Raw genomic sequence first — 17233 nt, 5'->3', positions numbered from 1 at the left:
CCTGCCATGTGAAGCCCGTGCTTGCCTTTGCCGCCCCCCTCCGCTACCGCCCCGCCATCCCATGACCCAGCCCAGCACCCTTCCCGACCGCCGGGATGCAGGTCCAAAGCCCGAGCTGCGGGCGGAGGATTTCGACTTCGCCCTGCCCGAGGCGCTGATCGCCCAGTCCCCCGCCCGCCCGCGCGACGCGGCGCGGCTGCTGGTGGCCGCCCCCGAAGGCGTGCGCGATGCCGGCGTGCTGGAGCTGCCGGACTGGCTGCGCCCCGGCGACCTGATGGTGGTGAACGACACCCGCGTCATCCCCGCGCGGCTGCGCGCCGGGCGCGGCGAGGCGCGGCTGGAAATCATGCTCAACCGCGCCGAGGCGGGGGGCATCTGGCACGCGCTGGTCCGCAACGCGAAGAAGCTGCGGCCCGGCGATATCCTGTCGATCGAGGGCGCGCCGGAGCTGGCGCCGCGCGTGGTGGAGCGGCAGGAGGGCGGCGCGGTGCTGCTCGATTTCGGCCCCGACCAGGGGCTGCTCGCCGCCGCGCTGGAGCGCGCGGGGGAGATCCCGCTGCCGCCCTACATCGCCCGCCCCGAAGGCCCGCGCCCGGAGGACCGGGAGGACTACCAGCCGATCTTCGCGCGGCAGCCCGGCGCGGTGGCGGCGCCCACCGCCAGCCTGCACTTCACCCCCCGCCTGCTGGCGGCGCTGGCGGCGCGCGGCGTGGCGCAGGTCTCGCTGACGCTGCATGTCGGCGCCGGCACGTTTTTGCCCATCCGCGCCGAGAACCCGCGCGAGCACAGGCTGCATGCCGAGTGGGGCGAGATCACCGAGGCCGCCGCCGCCGCCATCAACGGGACGCGGGCGAAGGGTGGCCGCATCGTCGCCATCGGCACCACCGCGCTGCGGCTGCTGGAGAGCGCGGTGGACGAGAAGGGCGTCATCCATCCCTTTCGCGGCCTGACGGACATCTTCCTGCTGCCCGGGCATGTGTTCCGCTCGGCGGACCTGCTGCTGACCAATTTCCACCTGCCGAAATCCAGCCTGTTCATGCTGGTCTCGGCCTTCGCCGGCACGGCGCGGATGCGCGATGCCTATGCCCATGCCGTCGCCCAGGGCTACCGCTTCTACTCCTATGGCGATGCCAGCCTGCTGTTCCGGGAGGACACCGCCCCATGACGCTCCACTGGAGCTGCCAGTGCCAGGACGGCAAGGCCCGCGCCGGCACGCTGCACACCGCGCATGGCGATGTCGCCACCCCGGTCTTCATGCCCGTCGGCACCGCCGGCACGGTGAAGGGCATGACGGCCGATGCGGTGCGCGCCACCGGCGCCAACATCGTGCTGGGCAACACCTACCACCTGATGCTGCGCCCGGGTGCCGAGCGCGTCGGCCGGCTCGGCGGCCTGCATAAAATGATGGACTGGCACGGCCCGATCCTGACCGATTCCGGCGGCTTCCAGGTCATGTCCCTCTCGCAGCTCCGCAAGCTGGACAAGGACGGCGTCACTTTCCAGAGCCACATCAACGGCGAGAAGTTCCGCCTGACGCCGGAGCGCAGCATCGAGATCCAGCATTTGCTGGATGCCGACATCACCATGTGCTTCGACGAATGCACCCCCTTCCCCGCCACGCATGAGGTGGCGGGAAAATCCATGCGGCTGTCGATGGACTGGGCCGCCCGCTCCCGCGCCGCCTTCGTCGCGCGGCCGGGCTACGGGCTGTTCGGCATCCAGCAGGGCAGCGTCTTCGAGGATCTGCGCGCCGAGAGCGCCCGCGCCCTGACGGAGATCGGCTTCGAGGGCTACGCCATCGGCGGCCTCGCCGTCGGCGAGGGACAGGCGGAGATGTTCCGCACCCTCGACTTCTCCGTGCCGATGCTGCCCGAGACGCATCCGCGCTACCTGATGGGCGTCGGCACGCCCTCCGACCTGATCGGCGCGGTGATGCGCGGCGTCGACATGTTCGATTGCGTGATCCCGACGCGCTCGGGCCGCACCGGCCGCGCCTATACCAGCCACGGCGTGGTGAACATCCGCAACGCCCGCCACGCCGAGGACACCGGCTCGCTGGACCCGGAATGCGACTGCCCCGCCTGCACCCGCCACTCCCTCGGCTACCTGCAGCACCTGTTCAAGGCGGGGGAGATGCTGGGGCCGATCCTGCTCACCTGGCACAACATCCGCTACTACCAGCGCCTGATGGCGCGGCTGCGCCAGGCCATCCTCGATGGCCGGCTGGCCGAGGAGGCCGCCGCCCTGGAAGCCGGCTGGCGCAAGCCCGAGGAGACCCCCGTATGACCGCTTCTCACGACGTCTCCGGCCTGACCATGCTCGGCCAGGCCACGCGCCAGCCGCAATCGCCCGAGGAGGCGGTGCTGGAGCGCGTGCCCAACCCGCATCCCGGCCGGCGCTACTGCGTGCGCTTCACCGCGCCGGAGTTCACCTCGCTCTGCCCGCTGACGGCGCAGCCGGACTTCGCCCATCTCGTCATCGACTACATCCCCGGCGACTGGCTGGTGGAGAGCAAGAGCCTGAAGCTCTACCTCACCAGCTTCCGCAACCACGGCGCCTTCCACGAGGCCTGCACGGTGGGCATCGGCGTCCGGCTGGCCGAGGTGCTGGACCCGGTGTGGCTGCGCATCGGCGGCTACTGGTATCCGCGCGGCGGCATCCCGATCGACGTCTTCTGGCAGACCGGCGCGGCGCCCGAGGGCGTTTGGGTGCCGGCGCAGGACGTGCCGAACTACCGTGGGCGCGGGTAAGAAGCCCGCCCCCGCCACCACGCCTGAAGGCCGGGCGGCGGAGATCCGCGACCAGGCGCTGGCGCTCGGCTTCGACGCGGTGGGCTTCGCCCCCGCCCATCTCGGCCCGGAGGTGCGGGCGCGGCTCGACGCCTTCCTCGCCGCGGGCATGCAGGGCGAGATGGGCTGGCTGGCCGAGCGCGCCGAGCAGCGCGCCCACCCGCGGGCGCTCTGGCCCGAGGCCGTCTCCGTCATCGCGCTCGGCATGAATTACGGCCCGGCGGAGGACCCGCTCGCCCTGCTGGAACGGCGGGACCGCGGCGCCATCAGCGTCTATGCCCGCAACCGGGACTACCACGACATCGTCAAGAAGCGCCTGAAGGCGCTGGCCCGCTGGATGGTGGAGCGCTGGCAGGACAGCGCGCTCAAGGTGTTCGTCGACACCGCGCCGGTGGCCGAGAAGCCGCTGGCCCAGGCGGCGGGGCTGGGCTGGCAGGGCAAGCACAGCAACCTCGTCAGCCGCGCGCACGGCTCCTGGCTGTTCCTGGGCGAGGTCTACACCACGCTCGACCTCGCCCCCACCGGCGCCGAGGCCGACCATTGCGGCCGCTGCACACGCTGCCTGACCGCCTGCCCGACCGATGCCTTCGCCGCCCCCTACCGGCTCGATGCGCGGCGCTGCATCTCCTACCTCACCATCGAGCATCACGGCCCCATCCCGCACGAATTCCGCGCCGCCATGGGCAACCGCATCTATGGCTGCGACGACTGCCTGGCCGTCTGCCCCTGGAACAAGTTCGCCGCCGCCGCGCGCGAGCCGGGGCTGATGCCGCGCGAGGACCTCACCGCGCCGCGCCTCGCGGAACTGGCGGTGCTGGACGATGCCGGCTTCCGCGCGCTGTTCAGCGGCTCGCCCATCAAGCGCATCGGGCGGGACCGCTTCGTGCGCAACGTGCTCAACGCCATCGGCAATTCGGGCGACGCCACGCTGCGCCCGGTGGCCGAGGCGCTGCGCGCCGACCCGTCGGCGGTGGTGGCGGAGGCGGCGGCATGGGCGGCGGAACGCCTGGCAGGGACGGCAGGATGAGCAGCCCGGCGGGATGATGCGGGAGGCCGATATCGCGTTAACCTTTTGTTCAACGATATCAACTGCTTCTTGAGAGGCGCACAGGGCGCTGCCACGCCGTCTCATTTTTTGTAGAACCTCTGCGGAAGCCGGCGCCAGGCCGGCCAGCACCGCAGAGGAACCCCGATGAGCGACAAGCCGATCATGGGCTTCGCCTGGTACGACCAGCAATCCTTCGACGCCCTGCGCAACTTCATGCCGGACATGAGCGAGCACTACGATGACTGGCTCTCCGGCGCGCAGCAGGATGTGACGCGGGCGATGGGCGAGGGCTACCGCGTCATCCGCATCGCCGTGCGGCCGGAGCCGTTCAAGGAGTGGTGCCGCCGGCGCAACATCACCATGCCCGGCCAGCAGGCGCGCCGCGCCTTCGCCGCCGAGCAGGCCCGCCTGCTGGTGCGCGCCGAGCGGCAGGATAAGGGCCTGTTCAGCCTGTTCTGAGCCCGCCCCGCTTGACGCCCGCCCCCGCCGCGCCGCAATCCGGCGGCGCAGCCAGGAGAAGGAGCGGGGCGATGGACGAGGGCGCGCTGGTACTGTTCAGTGGCGGGCAGGATTCCGCCACCTGCCTGGCCTGGGCGCTGGACCGCTTCCCCCGCGTGGAGACGCTGGGCTTCGACTACGGCCAGCGCCACCGGGTGGAGCTGGAATGCCGCGCCGCCTTCCGCGAGGCGCTGCCCGCGGCGTGGCAGGCCCGCCTCGGCCCGGACCACACCCTGGCGCTCGACGCCCTCGGCGCCGTCTCCGACACGGCGCTGACCCGCGAGACCGAGATCGCCATGCAGGCGGACGGGCTGCCTAACACCTTCGTCCCCGGCCGCAACCTCGTCTTCCTCACCTTCGCCGCCGCGCTCGCCTACCGGCGCGGGCTGCGCCACATCGTCGGCGGCATGTGCGAGACGGATTTCTCCGGCTACCCCGATTGCCGGGACGATACCATCAAGGCGATGCAGGTGGCGCTGAACCTCGGCATGCAGCGCCGCTTCGTGCTGCACACGCCGCTGATGTGGCTGAGCAAGGCCGAGACCTGGGAGCTGGCCGAGAAGCTCGGCGGGCAGCCGCTGGTGGAGGACATCGTCGAGCGCACCCACACCTGCTACCGCGGCGAGCGCGGCGCGCGCCATCCCTGGGGGCATGGCTGCGCCGCATGCCCGGCCTGCGAGTTGCGCGCGAGGGGCTGGGCGGAGTACCAGTCGCGCCGCTGACGCTTCCGTCAGTGCGGATGCTCCCGCCCAGCAATGGAAAACTCGCAGATGACCGACACGCGCCGCATCGAGGGGTTCGCGGCCCTCATCGCCTTCGGGCTCACCATCCCCGCCGCGAACTGGCTGATCGGCCATGCCGGCACCGTCTGCGTGCCGCAGGGCCCCTGCCTGATTCCGGTGGCGCCCGGCGTCATGGCCCCCTCCGGCGTGCTGATGATCGGCCTCGCCCTGGTGCTGCGGGACCTGGTGCAGCGCCGGCTCGGCCTGACCCCCGCCTGGCTGGCGATCGCCGCCGGCACCGCCATCTCCGCCCTTCTGGCGCCGCCCGCCCTGGTGCTGGCCTCCGCCGCCGCCTTCCTGCTCAGCGAGACGGCGGACCTGCTGGTCTACACGCCGCTGCAGCGGCGCAACCTGGTGCTGGCGGTGCTGGCCTCCAGCCTGGTCGGGCTGGTGGTGGACAGCGTGTTCTTCCTCGGCATCGCCTTCGGCGACCTGGGCTACCTGCCGGGGCAGGTGCTGGGCAAGCTGTGGATGGTGCTGCTGGCCCTGCCCTTCGCCGCCTGGCTGCGCCGCGCCGATGCGCGCCGCGGCATACAGCCCGCCTGAGCAGCCCGCCTGAGCGACCCGCCGCGCCACCGGGTGTGACGGGCGGATGAAGGGGCGGCGCGGTTTCCCGCGTCGCTCTGGCAACCAAGGCGGGGCTGCGGCATAGAAGCCGGCAGATGCACCCCACCGCCCCCGAAGCCCCCGCCCCCGTCCCGCCGGACCCTTTCTGGGAAGCCCTGCTGCGCCAGCGCGCGGCCGGCGGCGCGGTGCCGGAGGGCAACCCCCACGCGGCGCTCTTCGCCCCGCTGCTGGCCCCGCCCGGCGCGCCGGATGGCTGCCTGGTGCTGGGGCGGCTGGCGCAGACGCTGGACGGGCGCATCGCCACCGCCTCCGGCTCCAGCCAGTGGATCGGCGGCGCGGGGGACATCACCCACACCCACCGGCTGCGCGCGCTGAGCGACGCGGTGGTGGTCGGCGCCGGCACGGTGCGGCACGACGACCCGCGCCTGACCACCCGCGCCGTGCCCGGCCCCAGCCCGGTGCGCGTGGTGCTGGACACGGACCGGCGCCTCGGCACCGGCTATGGCCTGTTCGCCCCCGGTGGCCCGCCCACCCTGCTGGTCTGCGCCGAGGATGCCGGCGGCAGCGACCGGCACGGCGCCGCCGAGGTGCTGCGCGCGCCGCGTGCCGCCATCGGCGGGCTCGATCTCCGCGCCCTGCTGCCGCTGCTGGCGGCGCGCGGGCTGCGGCGGCTCTTCGTCGAGGGCGGCGGCCTCACCGTCTCCCGCTTCCTCGCCGCCGGCTGCCTGGACCGGCTGCACGTGACGGTGGCGCCGGTGCTGCTCGGCTCCGGCATCCCCGCCTTCACCCTGCCCGAGGCGGCGCGCATTGCCGACGGGCTGCGCTTCACCTGGGCGGTGCACAGCCTGGGCGAGGACGTGCTGTTCGACATCGCGCTGCACCGCGCCCGCCCCGCCGTCTGCACCCCCGTCTGCACCGCGCCGGGACAGCCGCCGGAGCCGGCGGCGCCATGAGGGCGCGCGCCTTCTGGGCCACGGCGCCCGGCCAGGGGGAGATCCGCGCCGAGACCCTGCCGCCGCGCGGGCCGGAGGAGGCGCTGCTGCGCGCCCTCGCCAGCGGCGTCTCGCGCGGCACGGAGCGGCTGGTGCTGCATGGCCGCGTGCCGGAGAGCCAGTGGCAGGCCATGCGCGCGCCGCTGCAGGAGGGCGAGTTCCCCTTCCCCGTCAAGTACGGCTACGCCGCCGTGGCGGTGGTGGAGGAAGGGCCGGCCGCCCTGCGGGGCCGCCGCGTCTTCTGCCTGCACCCGCACCAGGACCGCTTCCTGGCCCCGGCCGGGATGTGCAGCCCCGTGCCGGATGCGGTGCCGGACCACCGCGCCGTGCTGGCCGCCAACATGGAGACGGCGCTGAACATCGTCTGGGACGCGGCGCCCATCCCCGGCGAGCGCGTGCTGGTGATCGGCGCCGGCGTGGTCGGGCTGCTCTGCGCCTGGCTCATCGGCCGCTTCCCCGGCACGTGCGTCACGGTGCAGGACACCGACCCGGCGCGCCGCGTCGTGGCCGAGGCGCTGGGCGCGCGCTTCGCCCTGCCGGAGCAGGCGCCGCCCGAGCAGGAGCTGATCCTGCACGCCTCGGCCAGCCCGGAAGGGCTGCGCGCCGCGCTCACGCTTGCGGCGATGGAGGCGCGCATCGTCGAGGCCTCCTGGTATGGCGACCGCAGCGTCTCCCTCCCCCTGGGCGAGGCCTTCCACGCCCGCCGCCTGACGCTGCGCTCCAGCCAGGTGGGCAGCGTCTCCCCCGCCATGCGCGGCCGCCGCAGCCATGCCGAGCGCATGGCGCTGGCCCTCTCCCTGCTGGCCGACCCGGTGCTGGACGCGCTGGTGGGGCCGCGCGTGCCGTTCGAGGCGCTGCCGGCCTGCATGGCGGCGCTGCTGGCGCCGCCGCCGCCCGGCCATCCGGCGCCACTCTGCCCCGTCATCACCTACGGCGCCGCCGCGCCAGCCGCCCCAGAGCAAGGATTGACCCGCGCATGTTCAGCCTGACGGTCGCCGACCACATCATGGTCGCCCACAGCTTCCGCGGCGAGGAATTCGGCCCGGCACAGCGCGTGCACGGCGCCACCTTCGTGGTGGAGGCCGAGTTCCGCGCCGCCCGGCTGGACGCGTCGAACCTGCTGGTGGACATCGCCGCCGCCCGCGTCGAGCTGCGCCGCATCCTGGACGCGATCGACTACCGCAACCTCGACACGGTGCCCGAATTCGCCGGGCAGAACACCAGCACGGAATTCCTCTGCCAGCACATCCACGGCCGGCTCGGCGCGGCGGTGAAGGATGGCCGGCTCGGCGAGAGCGGCCGCAAGGTGGAGGCCATCAAGGTGCTGCTGCGCGAGAGCCCGCTGGCCTGGGCCGCCTACGAGGCCGCGGTCTGACGATGGACCTCGCCCTTCTCGTCCCCGGCCCCTTCAGCGCCATCTCCGGCGGCTATGGCTATGACCGCCGGCTGGTGCAGGGCTTCCGCGCGGCCGGCCACGCGGTGCGCGTGGTGGAGCTGGAAGGCCGCCACCCGCTGCCCGACGCCGCCGCCCAAGCCTCGGCCCGCGCCGCGCTGGACGCCATCCCCGAGGGCACGCGGCTGATCATCGACGGGCTGGGCCTGCCCGCCTTCGCCCCCTTCGCCGACGAGCTGGAGGCGCGTGGCGCGGTCGGGCTGATCCACCACCCGACGGCGATCGAGCCCGGCTTCGCGCCGGAGGAGCGCGAGGAGCTGCGCCAGCGCGAGACGCTGCTCTTCCCGCGGCTCGCCCGCCTCGTCGCCACCTCCCGCCTCACCGCCGACCGGCTGCCGCTGGAATTCGGCGCCGACCCGGCGCGCATCGGCGTGGTCGAGCCGGGCACCGACCCGGCGGAGCGCTCGCAAGGCTCGGGCGGCCCCGGCTGTGCCATCCTCTCGGTGGCGGTACTGGTGCCGCGCAAGGGGCATGACGTGCTGCTGCGCGCCCTGGCCCGCCTGCCCGACCTCGACTGGACCCTGACCATCGCCGGCGGCGCGCGCGACAAGGTGCACGCCCAGGGCCTCGCCGCCCTGGCGCGGGAGCTGGGCATCGACCAGCGCGTGACCTTCGCCGGCGAGGTGCAGCAGGAGGCGCTGGACGCGCTCTACGCCCGCGCCGACCTTTTCGCCCTGGCCACCCACTGGGAAGGCTACGGCATGGCGGCGGCCGAGGCGCTGGCGCGCGGCCTGCCCGTGGCCATCACCGCTGGCGGCGCCATCGCCGACGTGGTGCCGAAGGCGGCGGGGGTGATCGCGGCGCCGGGCGATGTCGCCGCCCTCTCCCGCGCCATGCGCCGCCCGATCTTCGACCGCACGCTGCGCGCCGAGATGGCCGACGCCGCCTGGGAGGCCGGGCAGCGCCTGCCGCGCTGGGCCGACCGCGCCACCGCCTTCGCCGCCGAGCTGGAGCAGGCTGCCCGATGAACCGCCCCGCCCCCGAGGGCTTCGACGGCGACTGGCTGGCGCTGCGCGAGCCCTTCGACGCCCGCGCCCGCAGCGCCGACCTGGCCTTCGCCCTGGCCGACGCGCTGCCGCCGCGCCCGCACCTGCTCGACCTCGGCGCCGGCACCGGCTCCCTGCTGCGCTGGCTGGCGCCGATCCTCGGCCGCTCGCAGCACTGGACGCTGGTGGATGCCGACCCCGCCCTGCTGCAGCGCGCCTTCGCCACCATCGAGGAGCGCGCCATCCTCGCCGGCTGGACCACCACCTGGCCGCGCGACACCACCCTGCTCGTCCACACGCCGCAGGGCGTCTGGCGCGTCGAGGCGCTGGTGGCCGACCTCGCCGCCGGGCCCCGCGCCCTGCCGCTGGAGAAGGCGGACGGCATCGTCAGCACCGCGCTGTGCGACCTCGTCTCCCGCCGCTGGGTGCGGCGCATGGCGGAGGCGCTCGCCATCCCCTTCTACGCGGCGCTGAACGTCGATGGCCGCGAGGGCTTCTACCCCTCCCACCCGGCCGACCGGCTGCTGGCGCGCGGCTTCCGCCGCGACCAGATCCGCGACAAGGGTTTTGGTGGCGCGGCGCTTGGCCCCGCGGCGCCGGCGGCCATGGCGGCGGCCTTCCGCGCCCGCGGCTTCGCCGTCCGCACCGCGCCGAGCCCGTGGATCATCGGCGCCAACACGCCGGTGATGGCGGACTCGCTGGCCGAGGGCCATGCCGGCGCGGCGCTCGCCGCCCTGCCGCGCGGCCATGGCCCCGCCATCCGCGCCTGGGCCGAGGCGCGCCGCGCCCAGGCGATGCGCGGCCGCCTCTCCGCCCGTATCGGCCACACCGACCTCCTGGCCCTGCCGCCGCCGCCGAAGCGGCGGCGCTGAGGGGGCTTTTTCGTCCCGGCGGCGGGGCGTGCTACCCTGCCGCCGGAACTGAGCGAGGAGAATTGCCCCGATGCCGTTGCTCGGCTGCATCGCAGACGATTTCACAGGCGCCACCGATCTCGCCGCCATGCTCGTTGCCCATGGCATGACGACGGTGCAGGTGATCGGCGTGCCGCACGGCCCGCTGCCGGAGGCGGATGCCGTCGTCGTCGCGCTGAAGTCGCGCACCGCGCCGGCCGCCGAGGCGGTGGCCGAGAGCCTCGCCGCCTGCGAGGCGCTGCTCGCCGCCGGCGCGAGGCAGATCTTCCTCAAGTACTGCTCCACCTTCGACAGCACGGATGCGGGCAATATCGGCCCGGTGGCGGATGCGCTGCTGAAGCGGCTGCAATCCGGCTTCGCCATCGCCTGCCCGGCCTTCCCGGCGAATGGGCGCAGCGTGTTCCAGGGCCACCTCTTCGTCGGCGCCGCGCTGCTCAGCGAGAGCGGCATGGAGAACCACCCGCTGACGCCGATGCGCGACGCCAACCTGGTGCGCGTGCTCTCGCGCCAGACGGAGGGCGGCGTCGGCCTCGTGCCCTTCGCCGTGGTGGAGCAGGGCGAGACCGCCATCCGCCAGGCCTTCACCCGGCTGCGCGATGGCGGCCGCCGCTACGCCATCACCGACGCGGTGACGGAGGCGCATCTGCACGCGCTCGGCCGCGCCTGCGCCGGGCATGCGCTGGTGACGGGCGGCTCCGGCATCGCCATGGGCCTGCCGCAGAATTTCCGCGACCAGGGCCTGCTGCCCGACCGCTCGGACGCCGACGCCCTGCCCGCGCCGCGCGGCGCCATGGCGGTGCTGGCCGGCTCCTGCTCGCGCGCCACGCTGGCGCAGATCGGGCTGGCGCGGCTGCACGTGCCGGTGCTGGAGCTGGACCCGCTGGCCACGCCCGACGCCGCCGCGCTGCTCGCCGAGGCCGAGGCCTGGATGGAGGGGAAGCTCTCCGAGGCGCGGCCCGTGGTCATCGCCGCCTCCGCCCCGCCGGAGAAGGTGGCGGCGCTGCAGCAGGCGCTCGGCCGCGAGGCGGCGGGCGCGCTGGTGGAGAGGGCGCTGGCCCGCATCGCCGCCGCGCTCGTCGCGCGCGGTGTCGGGCGGCTGGTGGTGGCGGGCGGCGAGACCTCGGGCGCGGTGGTGCAGCGGCTCGGCATCGCCACGCTGCGCATCGGCCCGCAGATCGACCCCGGCGTGCCCTGGACCTATGCCGAAACGGCGGGGGCGGAGCCGGCCGGCCTGCACCTCGCGCTCAAATCGGGCAATTTCGGCGCCCGCGATTTCTTCCTGAAGGCGTTCACGGCATGACTGAATCCGACCTGCGCGACCTGCTCTGCGAGCTCGGCGCCAGCCTCTTCGCCCGCGGCTACAGCGTCGGCAGCGCCGGCAACATCAGCGTGCGGCTGCCCGATGGCTACCTGATGACGCCGACCAACTCCTCCCTCGGCCGGCTCGACCCGGCACGCATCAGCAAGCTGGCGCCGGACTGGTCGCATCTCGGTGGCGACAAGCCCTCGAAGGAGGTGTTCCTGCACCGCGCCGTGCTGACCGCGCGGCCGGAGGCGGGCGCCGTGGTGCACCTGCACTCCACCTGTGCCACCGCCATCGGCTGCCTCGCGGCACCGGGGGAGGATGCGCCGATCCCGCCGCTGACGCCCTATTTCGTCATGCGCGTCGGCCGCCGCCTGCCGATCGTGCCCTATTACCGCCCCGGCGATTCCGCCATGGAGCCGGCGGTGCATCAGGCGGCGCTGGAGGCGCGCGCGCTGCTGCTGGCCAATCACGGCCCGGTGGTCTCCGGCAAGACGCTGGTCGATGCCGTCTATACCGCCGAGGAGCTGGAGGAATCCGCCAAGCTGGCGTTGATGCTGCGCGGCATGCCGGCGCGGGAGCTGACGCCGGCGCAGGTGGACGACCTGCTCAGCACCTTCGGCTGAGGCGCGCGCGGCCATGCCCATCACCCTCGCCCTCGTCGCGCATGACCGCATGAAGCCGGCGCTGGCCGAATGGGCGGCGCGGCACGCGGCGGAGCTGGCGCCGCACCGCATCATCGGCACCGCCACCACCGGCGGCGTGCTGCGCGAGCGCAACCCGGCCCTCGACATCCGCACCGTCAAGAGCGGCCCGCTCGGCGGCGACCAGCAGATCGGCGGCATGATCGCCGAGGGGGAGATCGAGGCGCTGATCTTCTTCCCCGACCCGCTGGCGCCGCAGGCGCATGACGTGGACGTCAAGGCGCTGCTGCGCATCGCGCTGGTCTATGACGTGCCCTGCGCCTTCAGCCCGGCGACGGCCGATCTGCTGGTGGCGGGCGGCCTGCTGCGGCGCTGACGCGCTCCGGCACCGCGCCCGGCGCGGCCCCGGGCGGCGGCGCCAGCACGCGCAGCGCACCGGGGCGGATGCGGTAGCGCAGCGGCGTCGCCATCGTCGCCACCTCGCCATCCAGCGAGACGCGCAGCACGGGCGAGGTGCTGCGGATCTCCACCTCGGGCACCCGCCGCATCTCGAAATCCCGCTCCTCCCGCAGCCGGCCGAAGGCGGCGCGCAGCGCCAGGCGCAGCATGCCGAGGCGGCTGCGCGGCCGCGTGACGCAGAGGCAGAGCACGCCCTCATCCAGCGCCTGGCGGGTGCCGGGGCGCGGCAGGCTGGTTTCGTAGACATTGTTGCCGATGAAGACGAGCGGGGTGCGCAGCCGCTCCTGCCGGCCCTCCGCGCGCACCAGCAGGCGCCGCCGCCCGAAGCGCCAGAAGATCCGCAGCGAGGCCTGCAGCATGGCCGGCCCCTTGCGCCAGCCGCTGCGGCGGCGGTGCCTGTCGCGCTCCGAGACCATGTCGGCGTAGAGGCCGACCGAGGAATTGTTGATGAAGACCCGCCCGTTCACCTCCGCCACATCCACCGTGCGAAGGTGGCCGGCGGCGATGATGGCGGCGGCCTCCTCCAGCGTGTCCGGCATGCCGAGGTCGCGGGCGAAGTGGTTGAGGGTACCGAGCGGCAACACCCCGAGCGGCGTCTCCTGCCCTGCCAGCAGCCCGGCGACGGTGCCGATGGTGCCGTCGCCGCCGCCGGCCACGATGGCGTCCCACCGCCCCGCCAGCGCGGCGCGGGTAGCCTTCTCCAGCGCCTCCCCCTCGACCTGGGTGATGCTGGCGCAGGCGCCATGCCGGGCGAAGGCGGTGGCGATGCGCAGCGAGAGATCCTCGCCGCGCACCGAGCCGCCGCCGCCATTGATGATGACCTTTACGCGCATGGCCGTTCAAGCCACGGCGCGGCCGCCGGGTTTCCGCCCGGGCGGGTAAACCCTCCGCCGGCTCAGGCCGAGAGGTCGATCTCGTCCTGCAGCGCCTCGCCACGGAAGAAGCGGCCGATATTGGCGGTGGCGCCGGCGACCTTGGCCTGCATGGCGTCCAGCGTGCCGGCGGCGACATGCGGCGTCAGCACCACGTTGTCGAGCGCGAAGAGCGGGTTGTCCGGGCGCGGCGGCTCGGGCTCGAACACGTCCACGCCCGCGGCGCGAATGGTGCCGGCCTTCAGCGCGCGGGCCAGCGCCGCCTCGTCCACCACCGCGCCGCGGGCGCAGTTGATCAGCACCGCGTCGCGCCGCATCCGCGCAAAGGTGTCGTCGCTGAACAGGTGGTGCGTCTCCGGCGTGGCGGGCAGGTGCAGCGTCACCACCTCGGACTCGCGCAGCAGCTCGCCGAGTTCCACGCGGCGGAAGCCCAGCGCCAGCTCCAGCCCCTCCGGCAGCTTCTGATAGGGGTCCGCGTAGAGGCCGCGCACCTTGAAGGGCTGCAGCAGCGCCGCCACCGCCGAGCCGATGCGCCCCATGCCGACGATGCCCACCGTGCGGCCGCGCAGGTTGCGCGAGACTGTGCGCAGCGCCGTACCCAGCCACTCGCCGCGCCGCATCGCCGCGTCGGTGCGCGGGATATGCCGCAGGCAGGCGAACATCAGCGCCAGCGCGTGCTCGCTCACCACATCGGCCGTGCCGGAGGGGTTGATGGCCAGGCGGATGCCGCGCGCGCGCAGCTCCGGGATCGGCGTCTCGCCCTGCCAGCCCACGCCCTGGTGCTGCACCAGCTTCAGGCGCGGCGCCTTCTCCACCCATTCGGGCCGCAGCACGGCGGGCGCCACGATCACCGCATCGGCGATGGCGAGCTTCTCCAGCCGCTCCGCGTCGCTGTTGGCCGAGAGGGTCAGCAGCTCGCATCCCTCGGGCAGCGCCTTGCGCCACATGGCGTAGACCGCCTCCGGCGCATAACTCAGATACAGGACGCGGTGCAGATTCTCAGTCATGGACGTTCCTCGGATGACGGGCGCGGCCGAAGCCGCGCGGCGCGCCGAGGCTAAGGCAGCCGGGCCATGCCGGAAAGCCGCCCCGGCCACAAGAAAAGGCGCCGTGTCGCCACGGCGCCTTTCCATCCCTCACATCCCGCGGATCAGCTGCCGGCGGGCGTCTCGTCCGGAGCATCCGACTCCGCCGCGGCGGGCGAGGCGGGCTCGGCTTCCGGTGCCGGCGCCGGCGCCTCGGCAGCCTTCTTCCGGCGCGGGCGCACCGCCTTCGGGGCGGGCTCGGCGTCCTGGTCGCTGTTGTTGCCCATCATCATGTCGGCCATGGCGGCGGCCTGGCGGGGCATCTCCGTCAGCGCGTCGATCATGGTCTCGCCGAGCGTCACGACGTCCTGCTTCGGCTTGCGCGGCGCCGCGGCGCGACGCCGGACGGGAGCCGCAGCCTGCGGCGCGGCGGAGGCCTGGGCGGCAGCGCTCTTGCGCGGCGCGGCGGCCTTGCGCGTCGTCGTGCTCTTGGCAGCGGCGGCGCTCTTGCGCGTCGCGGCCGCCTTCGGCGCGGCGGCCTTGCGCGTCGTCGTGCTCTTGGCAGCGGCGGCACTCTTGCGCGTCGCGGTCGCCTTCGGCGCGGCGGCCTTGCGCGTCGTCGCGGTCTTGGCAGCGGCGGCGCTCTTGCGCGTCGCGGTCGCCTTCGGCGCGGCGGCCTTGCGCGTCGTCGCGCTCTTGGCAGCGGCGGCGCTCTTGCGCGTCGCGGCCGCCTTCGGCGCGGCGGCCTTGCGCGTCGTCGTGCTCTTGGCAGCGGCGGCGCTCTTGCGCGTCGCGGTCGCCTTCGGCGCGGCGGCCTTGCGCGTCGTCGCGCTCTTGGCAGCGGCGGCGCTCTTGCGCGTCGCGGCCGCCTTCGGCGCGGCGGCCTTGCGCGTCGTCGTGCTCTTGGCAGCGGCGGCGCTCTTGCGCGTCGCGGTCGCCTTCGGCGCGGCGGCCTTGCGCGTCGTCGCGGCCTTGCGCGTCGTCGTGGTCTTGCCGGCGGCGGCGCTCTTGCGCGTCGCGGTTGCCTTCGGCGCGGCGGCCTTGCGGGTGGCGGGCTTCGCGGTCGTCTTGGCCGCCGGCTTCTTCGCCGTGGTCTTGCTGGCGGCCGCCTTGGCGGTGCCGCGCGTGGCGGGCTTCTTGGCCGCGGCCGTGGCCTTGGCCGGCGCCTTGCGGCCTGCGGTGCTCGCCTTCCGCGTGGCGGCGCTGCGTCGGCTGGTGCTCATCGCCATGGGCAGCGCGCGGGGCGGGCTGCCGGTGTTGTCTTCGCTCATGTGCTGGACTCCTTGTCTCTTATCAACCGATGCCGCCCGGCGTGGCGGGGCAGCCTCGCACCGCCTTCGCCCTGCCGCCTGCGCTGCACGCTCCGGAAAGCCCTGGCCGCAGCGGGCGCGACGAAAAGGCTCCGCACCCGATTGGCCGATGGCCCTTCGCGGTGTGGTGCCCTGTCTGGCCGCCCATGCGAGTTGTCCTTCCGAACCATGCCGCTCTCGCCGGCATCCGAAACGCACGTCGTCTCTTGACATGGATCGTGCGAATCGCGCGGAACCGGTACGCGACGGCAACACGCTATCTTCACGCGCAATCTGCTTGTCAACGAAATCCGCCAGATACCGTTGCAATAGCGGGCCGTGGAAAGTGCGATGACCCGGAACGGCGAACGCGGCGCCGTCACCCGGCGCCGCGTTCCTGCTGCGGAGGCCTTTAACGAAAGTGAATCAGCCGCGCGCCGAGAGCGCCGGCACACTGCGCTGCGCGGCCCCCGTGTAGTGCGAGAGCGGGCGGATGAGGCGGTTGTCCGCCGCCTGCTCGATGACATGCGCCGCCCATCCGGTGATGCGGCTGGCGACGAAGATCGGCGTGAAGAGCGGGATGTCGAAGCCCATCAGGTGGTAGGCGGGGCCGGCGGGGAAGTCGAGGTTGGGGTGGATGTTCTTCCGCTCCAGCATGGCGCCGGCCAGCAGGCGGCTCATCTCCATCCAGCGGCGGTCGCCCACCACCTCGGCCATCTTCTCGGCGTACTTCGTCATGGTGGGCACGCGGCTGTCGCCGTTCTTGTAGACGCGGTGGCCGAAGCCCATCACCAGCGCCTTGTGGTCGAACTTGCCCTCCAGCCACGCCACCGCCTTCGACGGCTCGCCGATCTCGGCCAGCATGTGCATCACCGCCTCGTTGGCGCCGCCATGCAGCGGCCCCTTCAGCGCGGCGATGCCGGCGGTGACGGCGCCGTGCAGGTCGGCGCCCGTGCTGGTCACGGTGCGGGCGGTGAAGGTGGAGGCGTTGAAGCCGTGCTCGGCGTAGAGGATCAGCGAGACGTCGAAGGCCTTCACCACCTCGGGCTGCGGAACCTTACCAAACACGACATGGAAGAAGTTCTCGGCGAAGGTGAGCTTCGGGTCCGGCTCCACCGGCGCCTGTCCCTTGCTGGCGCGGTGCGCGGCGGCGATGGCGGTCGGGATCTTGGCCAGCAGCCGCATCGCCTTGCGGCGCGTGGCGGGCTCGGAGGTATCCGCCGCCTCGGGGTCCTCCATGCCGAGGAAGCTCACCGCGGTGCGGATCGCGTCCATCGGGTGGGCATCGTGCGGGAAGGCCTGGATCACCTGGTGCAGCGCCGGGCTGATGCCTCGCTGCGCGGCCTCCTCGCGCCGGAACCCGGCCAGCTGCGCGGCATTGGGCAGCTCGCCGTTCCACAGCAGGTAGGCCACCTCCTCGAAGCTGCACTGCTCGGCGAGATCCTGCACCGCGTAGCCGCGATAGGTCAGGCTGTTGGTCTCCGGCATCACCTTCGAGACGGCGGAGACATCGGCGATGACGCCGACCAGGCCCTTGCGGATCTCGGGCTGGGTGTCGCTCATGGGTGTCGTTCCTTCCTTGGTGTTCTTGTCGGGCGGGCCAGGCAGAGGAGAG

19 protein-coding genes are annotated in these 17233 nt (G+C 73.6%); 15 read left to right on the top strand and 4 right to left on the bottom strand.

Translation table 11 applies throughout. The annotated features are described in order from the left end of the window. Positions 1-61 precede the first annotated feature (61 nt). The 15 genes from queA (at position 62) to CR165_RS00350 (ending at position 12349) form a co-directional block, all read left to right on the top strand. Positions 62-1165, top strand: coding sequence for a tRNA preQ1(34) S-adenosylmethionine ribosyltransferase-isomerase QueA (gene queA / locus CR165_RS00420; protein WP_109514991.1), 1104 nt, complete (start codon positions 62-64; stop codon positions 1163-1165). After that, positions 1162-2286: a tRNA guanosine(34) transglycosylase Tgt gene (gene tgt / locus CR165_RS00415; protein ID WP_109514990.1), complete on the top strand. Its 1125-nt coding sequence runs from the start codon at positions 1162-1164 to the stop codon at positions 2284-2286. Before queA ends, tgt begins: the two co-directional genes overlap by 4 nt. Continuing rightward, positions 2283-2750, top strand: a complete 468-nt coding sequence (gene queF / locus CR165_RS00410; RefSeq protein ID WP_109514989.1) for a preQ(1) synthase — start codon at positions 2283-2285, stop codon at positions 2748-2750. Before tgt ends, queF begins: the two co-directional genes overlap by 4 nt. Further along, positions 2737-3816, top strand: a complete 1080-nt coding sequence (gene queG / locus CR165_RS00405) for a tRNA epoxyqueuosine(34) reductase QueG (RefSeq protein ID WP_181377949.1) — start codon at positions 2737-2739, stop codon at positions 3814-3816. Before queF ends, queG begins: the two co-directional genes overlap by 14 nt. A gap of 165 nt (positions 3817-3981) precedes the next feature. Beyond that, a complete protein-coding gene (locus tag CR165_RS00400; protein ID WP_109514988.1) occupies positions 3982-4296 on the top strand; it encodes a hypothetical protein in 315 nt (104 codons plus the stop codon). Positions 4297-4367: 71 nt separating this feature from the next. Then, the gene (gene queC, locus CR165_RS00395) at positions 4368-5057 is read left to right on the top strand and encodes a 7-cyano-7-deazaguanine synthase QueC (RefSeq protein WP_109514987.1); all 690 of its coding nucleotides are present in this window, start codon (positions 4368-4370) and stop codon (positions 5055-5057) included. Positions 5058-5105: 48 nt separating this feature from the next. Next, positions 5106-5663, top strand: a complete 558-nt coding sequence (locus CR165_RS00390) for a VUT family protein (protein WP_181377948.1) — start codon at positions 5106-5108, stop codon at positions 5661-5663. A gap of 116 nt (positions 5664-5779) precedes the next feature. Continuing rightward, the gene (locus CR165_RS00385) at positions 5780-6637 is read left to right on the top strand and encodes a RibD family protein (protein WP_109514985.1); all 858 of its coding nucleotides are present in this window, start codon (positions 5780-5782) and stop codon (positions 6635-6637) included. Then, positions 6634-7665 (top strand): zinc-dependent alcohol dehydrogenase, encoded by a 1032-nt coding sequence (locus CR165_RS00380; protein WP_109514984.1) that lies wholly within the window; start codon positions 6634-6636, stop codon positions 7663-7665. The genes CR165_RS00385 and CR165_RS00380 overlap by 4 nt, the downstream gene beginning before the upstream one ends. Continuing rightward, positions 7653-8051 (top strand): 6-pyruvoyl trahydropterin synthase family protein, encoded by a 399-nt coding sequence (locus tag CR165_RS00375; protein ID WP_109514983.1) that lies wholly within the window; start codon positions 7653-7655, stop codon positions 8049-8051. The genes CR165_RS00380 and CR165_RS00375 overlap by 13 nt, the downstream gene beginning before the upstream one ends. 2 nt (positions 8052-8053) lie before the next feature. Next, entirely contained in the window at positions 8054-9097 is a 1044-nt protein-coding gene (locus CR165_RS00370; protein ID WP_109514982.1) for a glycosyltransferase family 4 protein, read from the top strand. Further along, on the top strand, positions 9094-9987 hold the full coding sequence (locus tag CR165_RS00365) for a class I SAM-dependent methyltransferase (RefSeq protein ID WP_109514981.1): 894 nt from the start codon (positions 9094-9096) through the stop codon (positions 9985-9987). The genes CR165_RS00370 and CR165_RS00365 overlap by 4 nt, the downstream gene beginning before the upstream one ends. A gap of 70 nt (positions 9988-10057) precedes the next feature. Next, positions 10058-11326, top strand: a complete 1269-nt coding sequence (gene otnK, locus CR165_RS00360; protein ID WP_109514980.1) for a 3-oxo-tetronate kinase — start codon at positions 10058-10060, stop codon at positions 11324-11326. Continuing rightward, entirely contained in the window at positions 11323-11955 is a 633-nt protein-coding gene (otnC, locus tag CR165_RS00355; protein ID WP_109514979.1) for a 3-oxo-tetronate 4-phosphate decarboxylase, read from the top strand. Before otnK ends, otnC begins: the two co-directional genes overlap by 4 nt. Positions 11956-11968: 13 nt before the next feature. After that, complete coding sequence (locus CR165_RS00350) at positions 11969-12349, top strand: methylglyoxal synthase (RefSeq protein WP_109514978.1); 381 nt, start codon at positions 11969-11971, stop codon at positions 12347-12349. On the opposite strand, the gene CR165_RS00345 is transcribed toward CR165_RS00350, so the two are convergent. The 4 genes from CR165_RS00345 to CR165_RS00330 all read right to left on the bottom strand — a co-directional run bounded on the left by CR165_RS00345 (position 12297) and on the right by CR165_RS00330 (position 17181). Beyond that, entirely contained in the window at positions 12297-13265 is a 969-nt protein-coding gene (locus CR165_RS00345; protein ID WP_109514977.1) for a diacylglycerol/lipid kinase family protein, read from the bottom strand. The genes CR165_RS00350 and CR165_RS00345 overlap by 53 nt on opposite strands. Positions 13266-13327: 62 nt before the next feature. Further along, positions 13328-14311 carry a 2-hydroxyacid dehydrogenase gene (locus tag CR165_RS00340; RefSeq protein WP_109514976.1) on the bottom strand — a complete coding sequence of 328 codons (984 nt, stop codon included), beginning with the start codon at positions 14309-14311 and terminating at the stop codon, positions 13328-13330. A 143-nt stretch (positions 14312-14454) separates the two neighbouring features. Further along, entirely contained in the window at positions 14455-15600 is a 1146-nt protein-coding gene (locus CR165_RS24805) for a hypothetical protein (RefSeq protein ID WP_181377947.1), read from the bottom strand. A gap of 444 nt (positions 15601-16044) precedes the next feature. Beyond that, entirely contained in the window at positions 16045-17181 is a 1137-nt protein-coding gene (locus CR165_RS00330) for a bifunctional 2-methylcitrate synthase/citrate synthase (RefSeq protein ID WP_109514975.1), read from the bottom strand. Positions 17182-17233 lie beyond the last annotated feature (52 nt).

This window comes from Teichococcus aestuarii (assembly GCF_003116135.1).
GTDB lineage: Bacteria > Pseudomonadota > Alphaproteobacteria > Acetobacterales > Acetobacteraceae > Pseudoroseomonas > Pseudoroseomonas aestuarii.
Note: the sequence above shows the minus strand (reverse complement) of the source record. Positions and strands in the feature narration are given on the sequence as shown.

Coding starts and splice junctions, on each gene's coding strand:
- queA (WP_109514991.1), top strand. CDS start 62: ATGACCCAGCCCAGCACCCTTCCCGACCGCCGGGATGCAGGTCCAAAG.
- tgt (WP_109514990.1), top strand. CDS start 1,162: ATGACGCTCCACTGGAGCTGCCAGTGCCAGGACGGCAAGGCCCGCGCC.
- queF (WP_109514989.1), top strand. CDS start 2,283: ATGACCGCTTCTCACGACGTCTCCGGCCTGACCATGCTCGGCCAGGCC.
- CR165_RS00400 (WP_109514988.1), top strand. CDS start 3,982: ATGAGCGACAAGCCGATCATGGGCTTCGCCTGGTACGACCAGCAATCC.
- queC (WP_109514987.1), top strand. CDS start 4,368: ATGGACGAGGGCGCGCTGGTACTGTTCAGTGGCGGGCAGGATTCCGCC.
- CR165_RS00390 (WP_181377948.1), top strand. CDS start 5,106: ATGACCGACACGCGCCGCATCGAGGGGTTCGCGGCCCTCATCGCCTTC.
- CR165_RS00385 (WP_109514985.1), top strand. CDS start 5,780: ATGCACCCCACCGCCCCCGAAGCCCCCGCCCCCGTCCCGCCGGACCCT.
- CR165_RS00380 (WP_109514984.1), top strand. CDS start 6,634: ATGAGGGCGCGCGCCTTCTGGGCCACGGCGCCCGGCCAGGGGGAGATC.
- CR165_RS00375 (WP_109514983.1), top strand. CDS start 7,653: ATGTTCAGCCTGACGGTCGCCGACCACATCATGGTCGCCCACAGCTTC.
- CR165_RS00370 (WP_109514982.1), top strand. CDS start 8,054: ATGGACCTCGCCCTTCTCGTCCCCGGCCCCTTCAGCGCCATCTCCGGC.
- CR165_RS00365 (WP_109514981.1), top strand. CDS start 9,094: ATGAACCGCCCCGCCCCCGAGGGCTTCGACGGCGACTGGCTGGCGCTG.
- otnK (WP_109514980.1), top strand. CDS start 10,058: ATGCCGTTGCTCGGCTGCATCGCAGACGATTTCACAGGCGCCACCGAT.
- otnC (WP_109514979.1), top strand. CDS start 11,323: ATGACTGAATCCGACCTGCGCGACCTGCTCTGCGAGCTCGGCGCCAGC.
- CR165_RS00350 (WP_109514978.1), top strand. CDS start 11,969: ATGCCCATCACCCTCGCCCTCGTCGCGCATGACCGCATGAAGCCGGCG.
- CR165_RS00345 (WP_109514977.1), bottom strand. CDS start 13,265: ATGCGCGTAAAGGTCATCATCAATGGCGGCGGCGGCTCGGTGCGCGGC.
- CR165_RS00340 (WP_109514976.1), bottom strand. CDS start 14,311: ATGACTGAGAATCTGCACCGCGTCCTGTATCTGAGTTATGCGCCGGAG.
- CR165_RS24805 (WP_181377947.1), bottom strand. CDS start 15,600: ATGAGCGAAGACAACACCGGCAGCCCGCCCCGCGCGCTGCCCATGGCG.
- CR165_RS00330 (WP_109514975.1), bottom strand. CDS start 17,181: ATGAGCGACACCCAGCCCGAGATCCGCAAGGGCCTGGTCGGCGTCATC.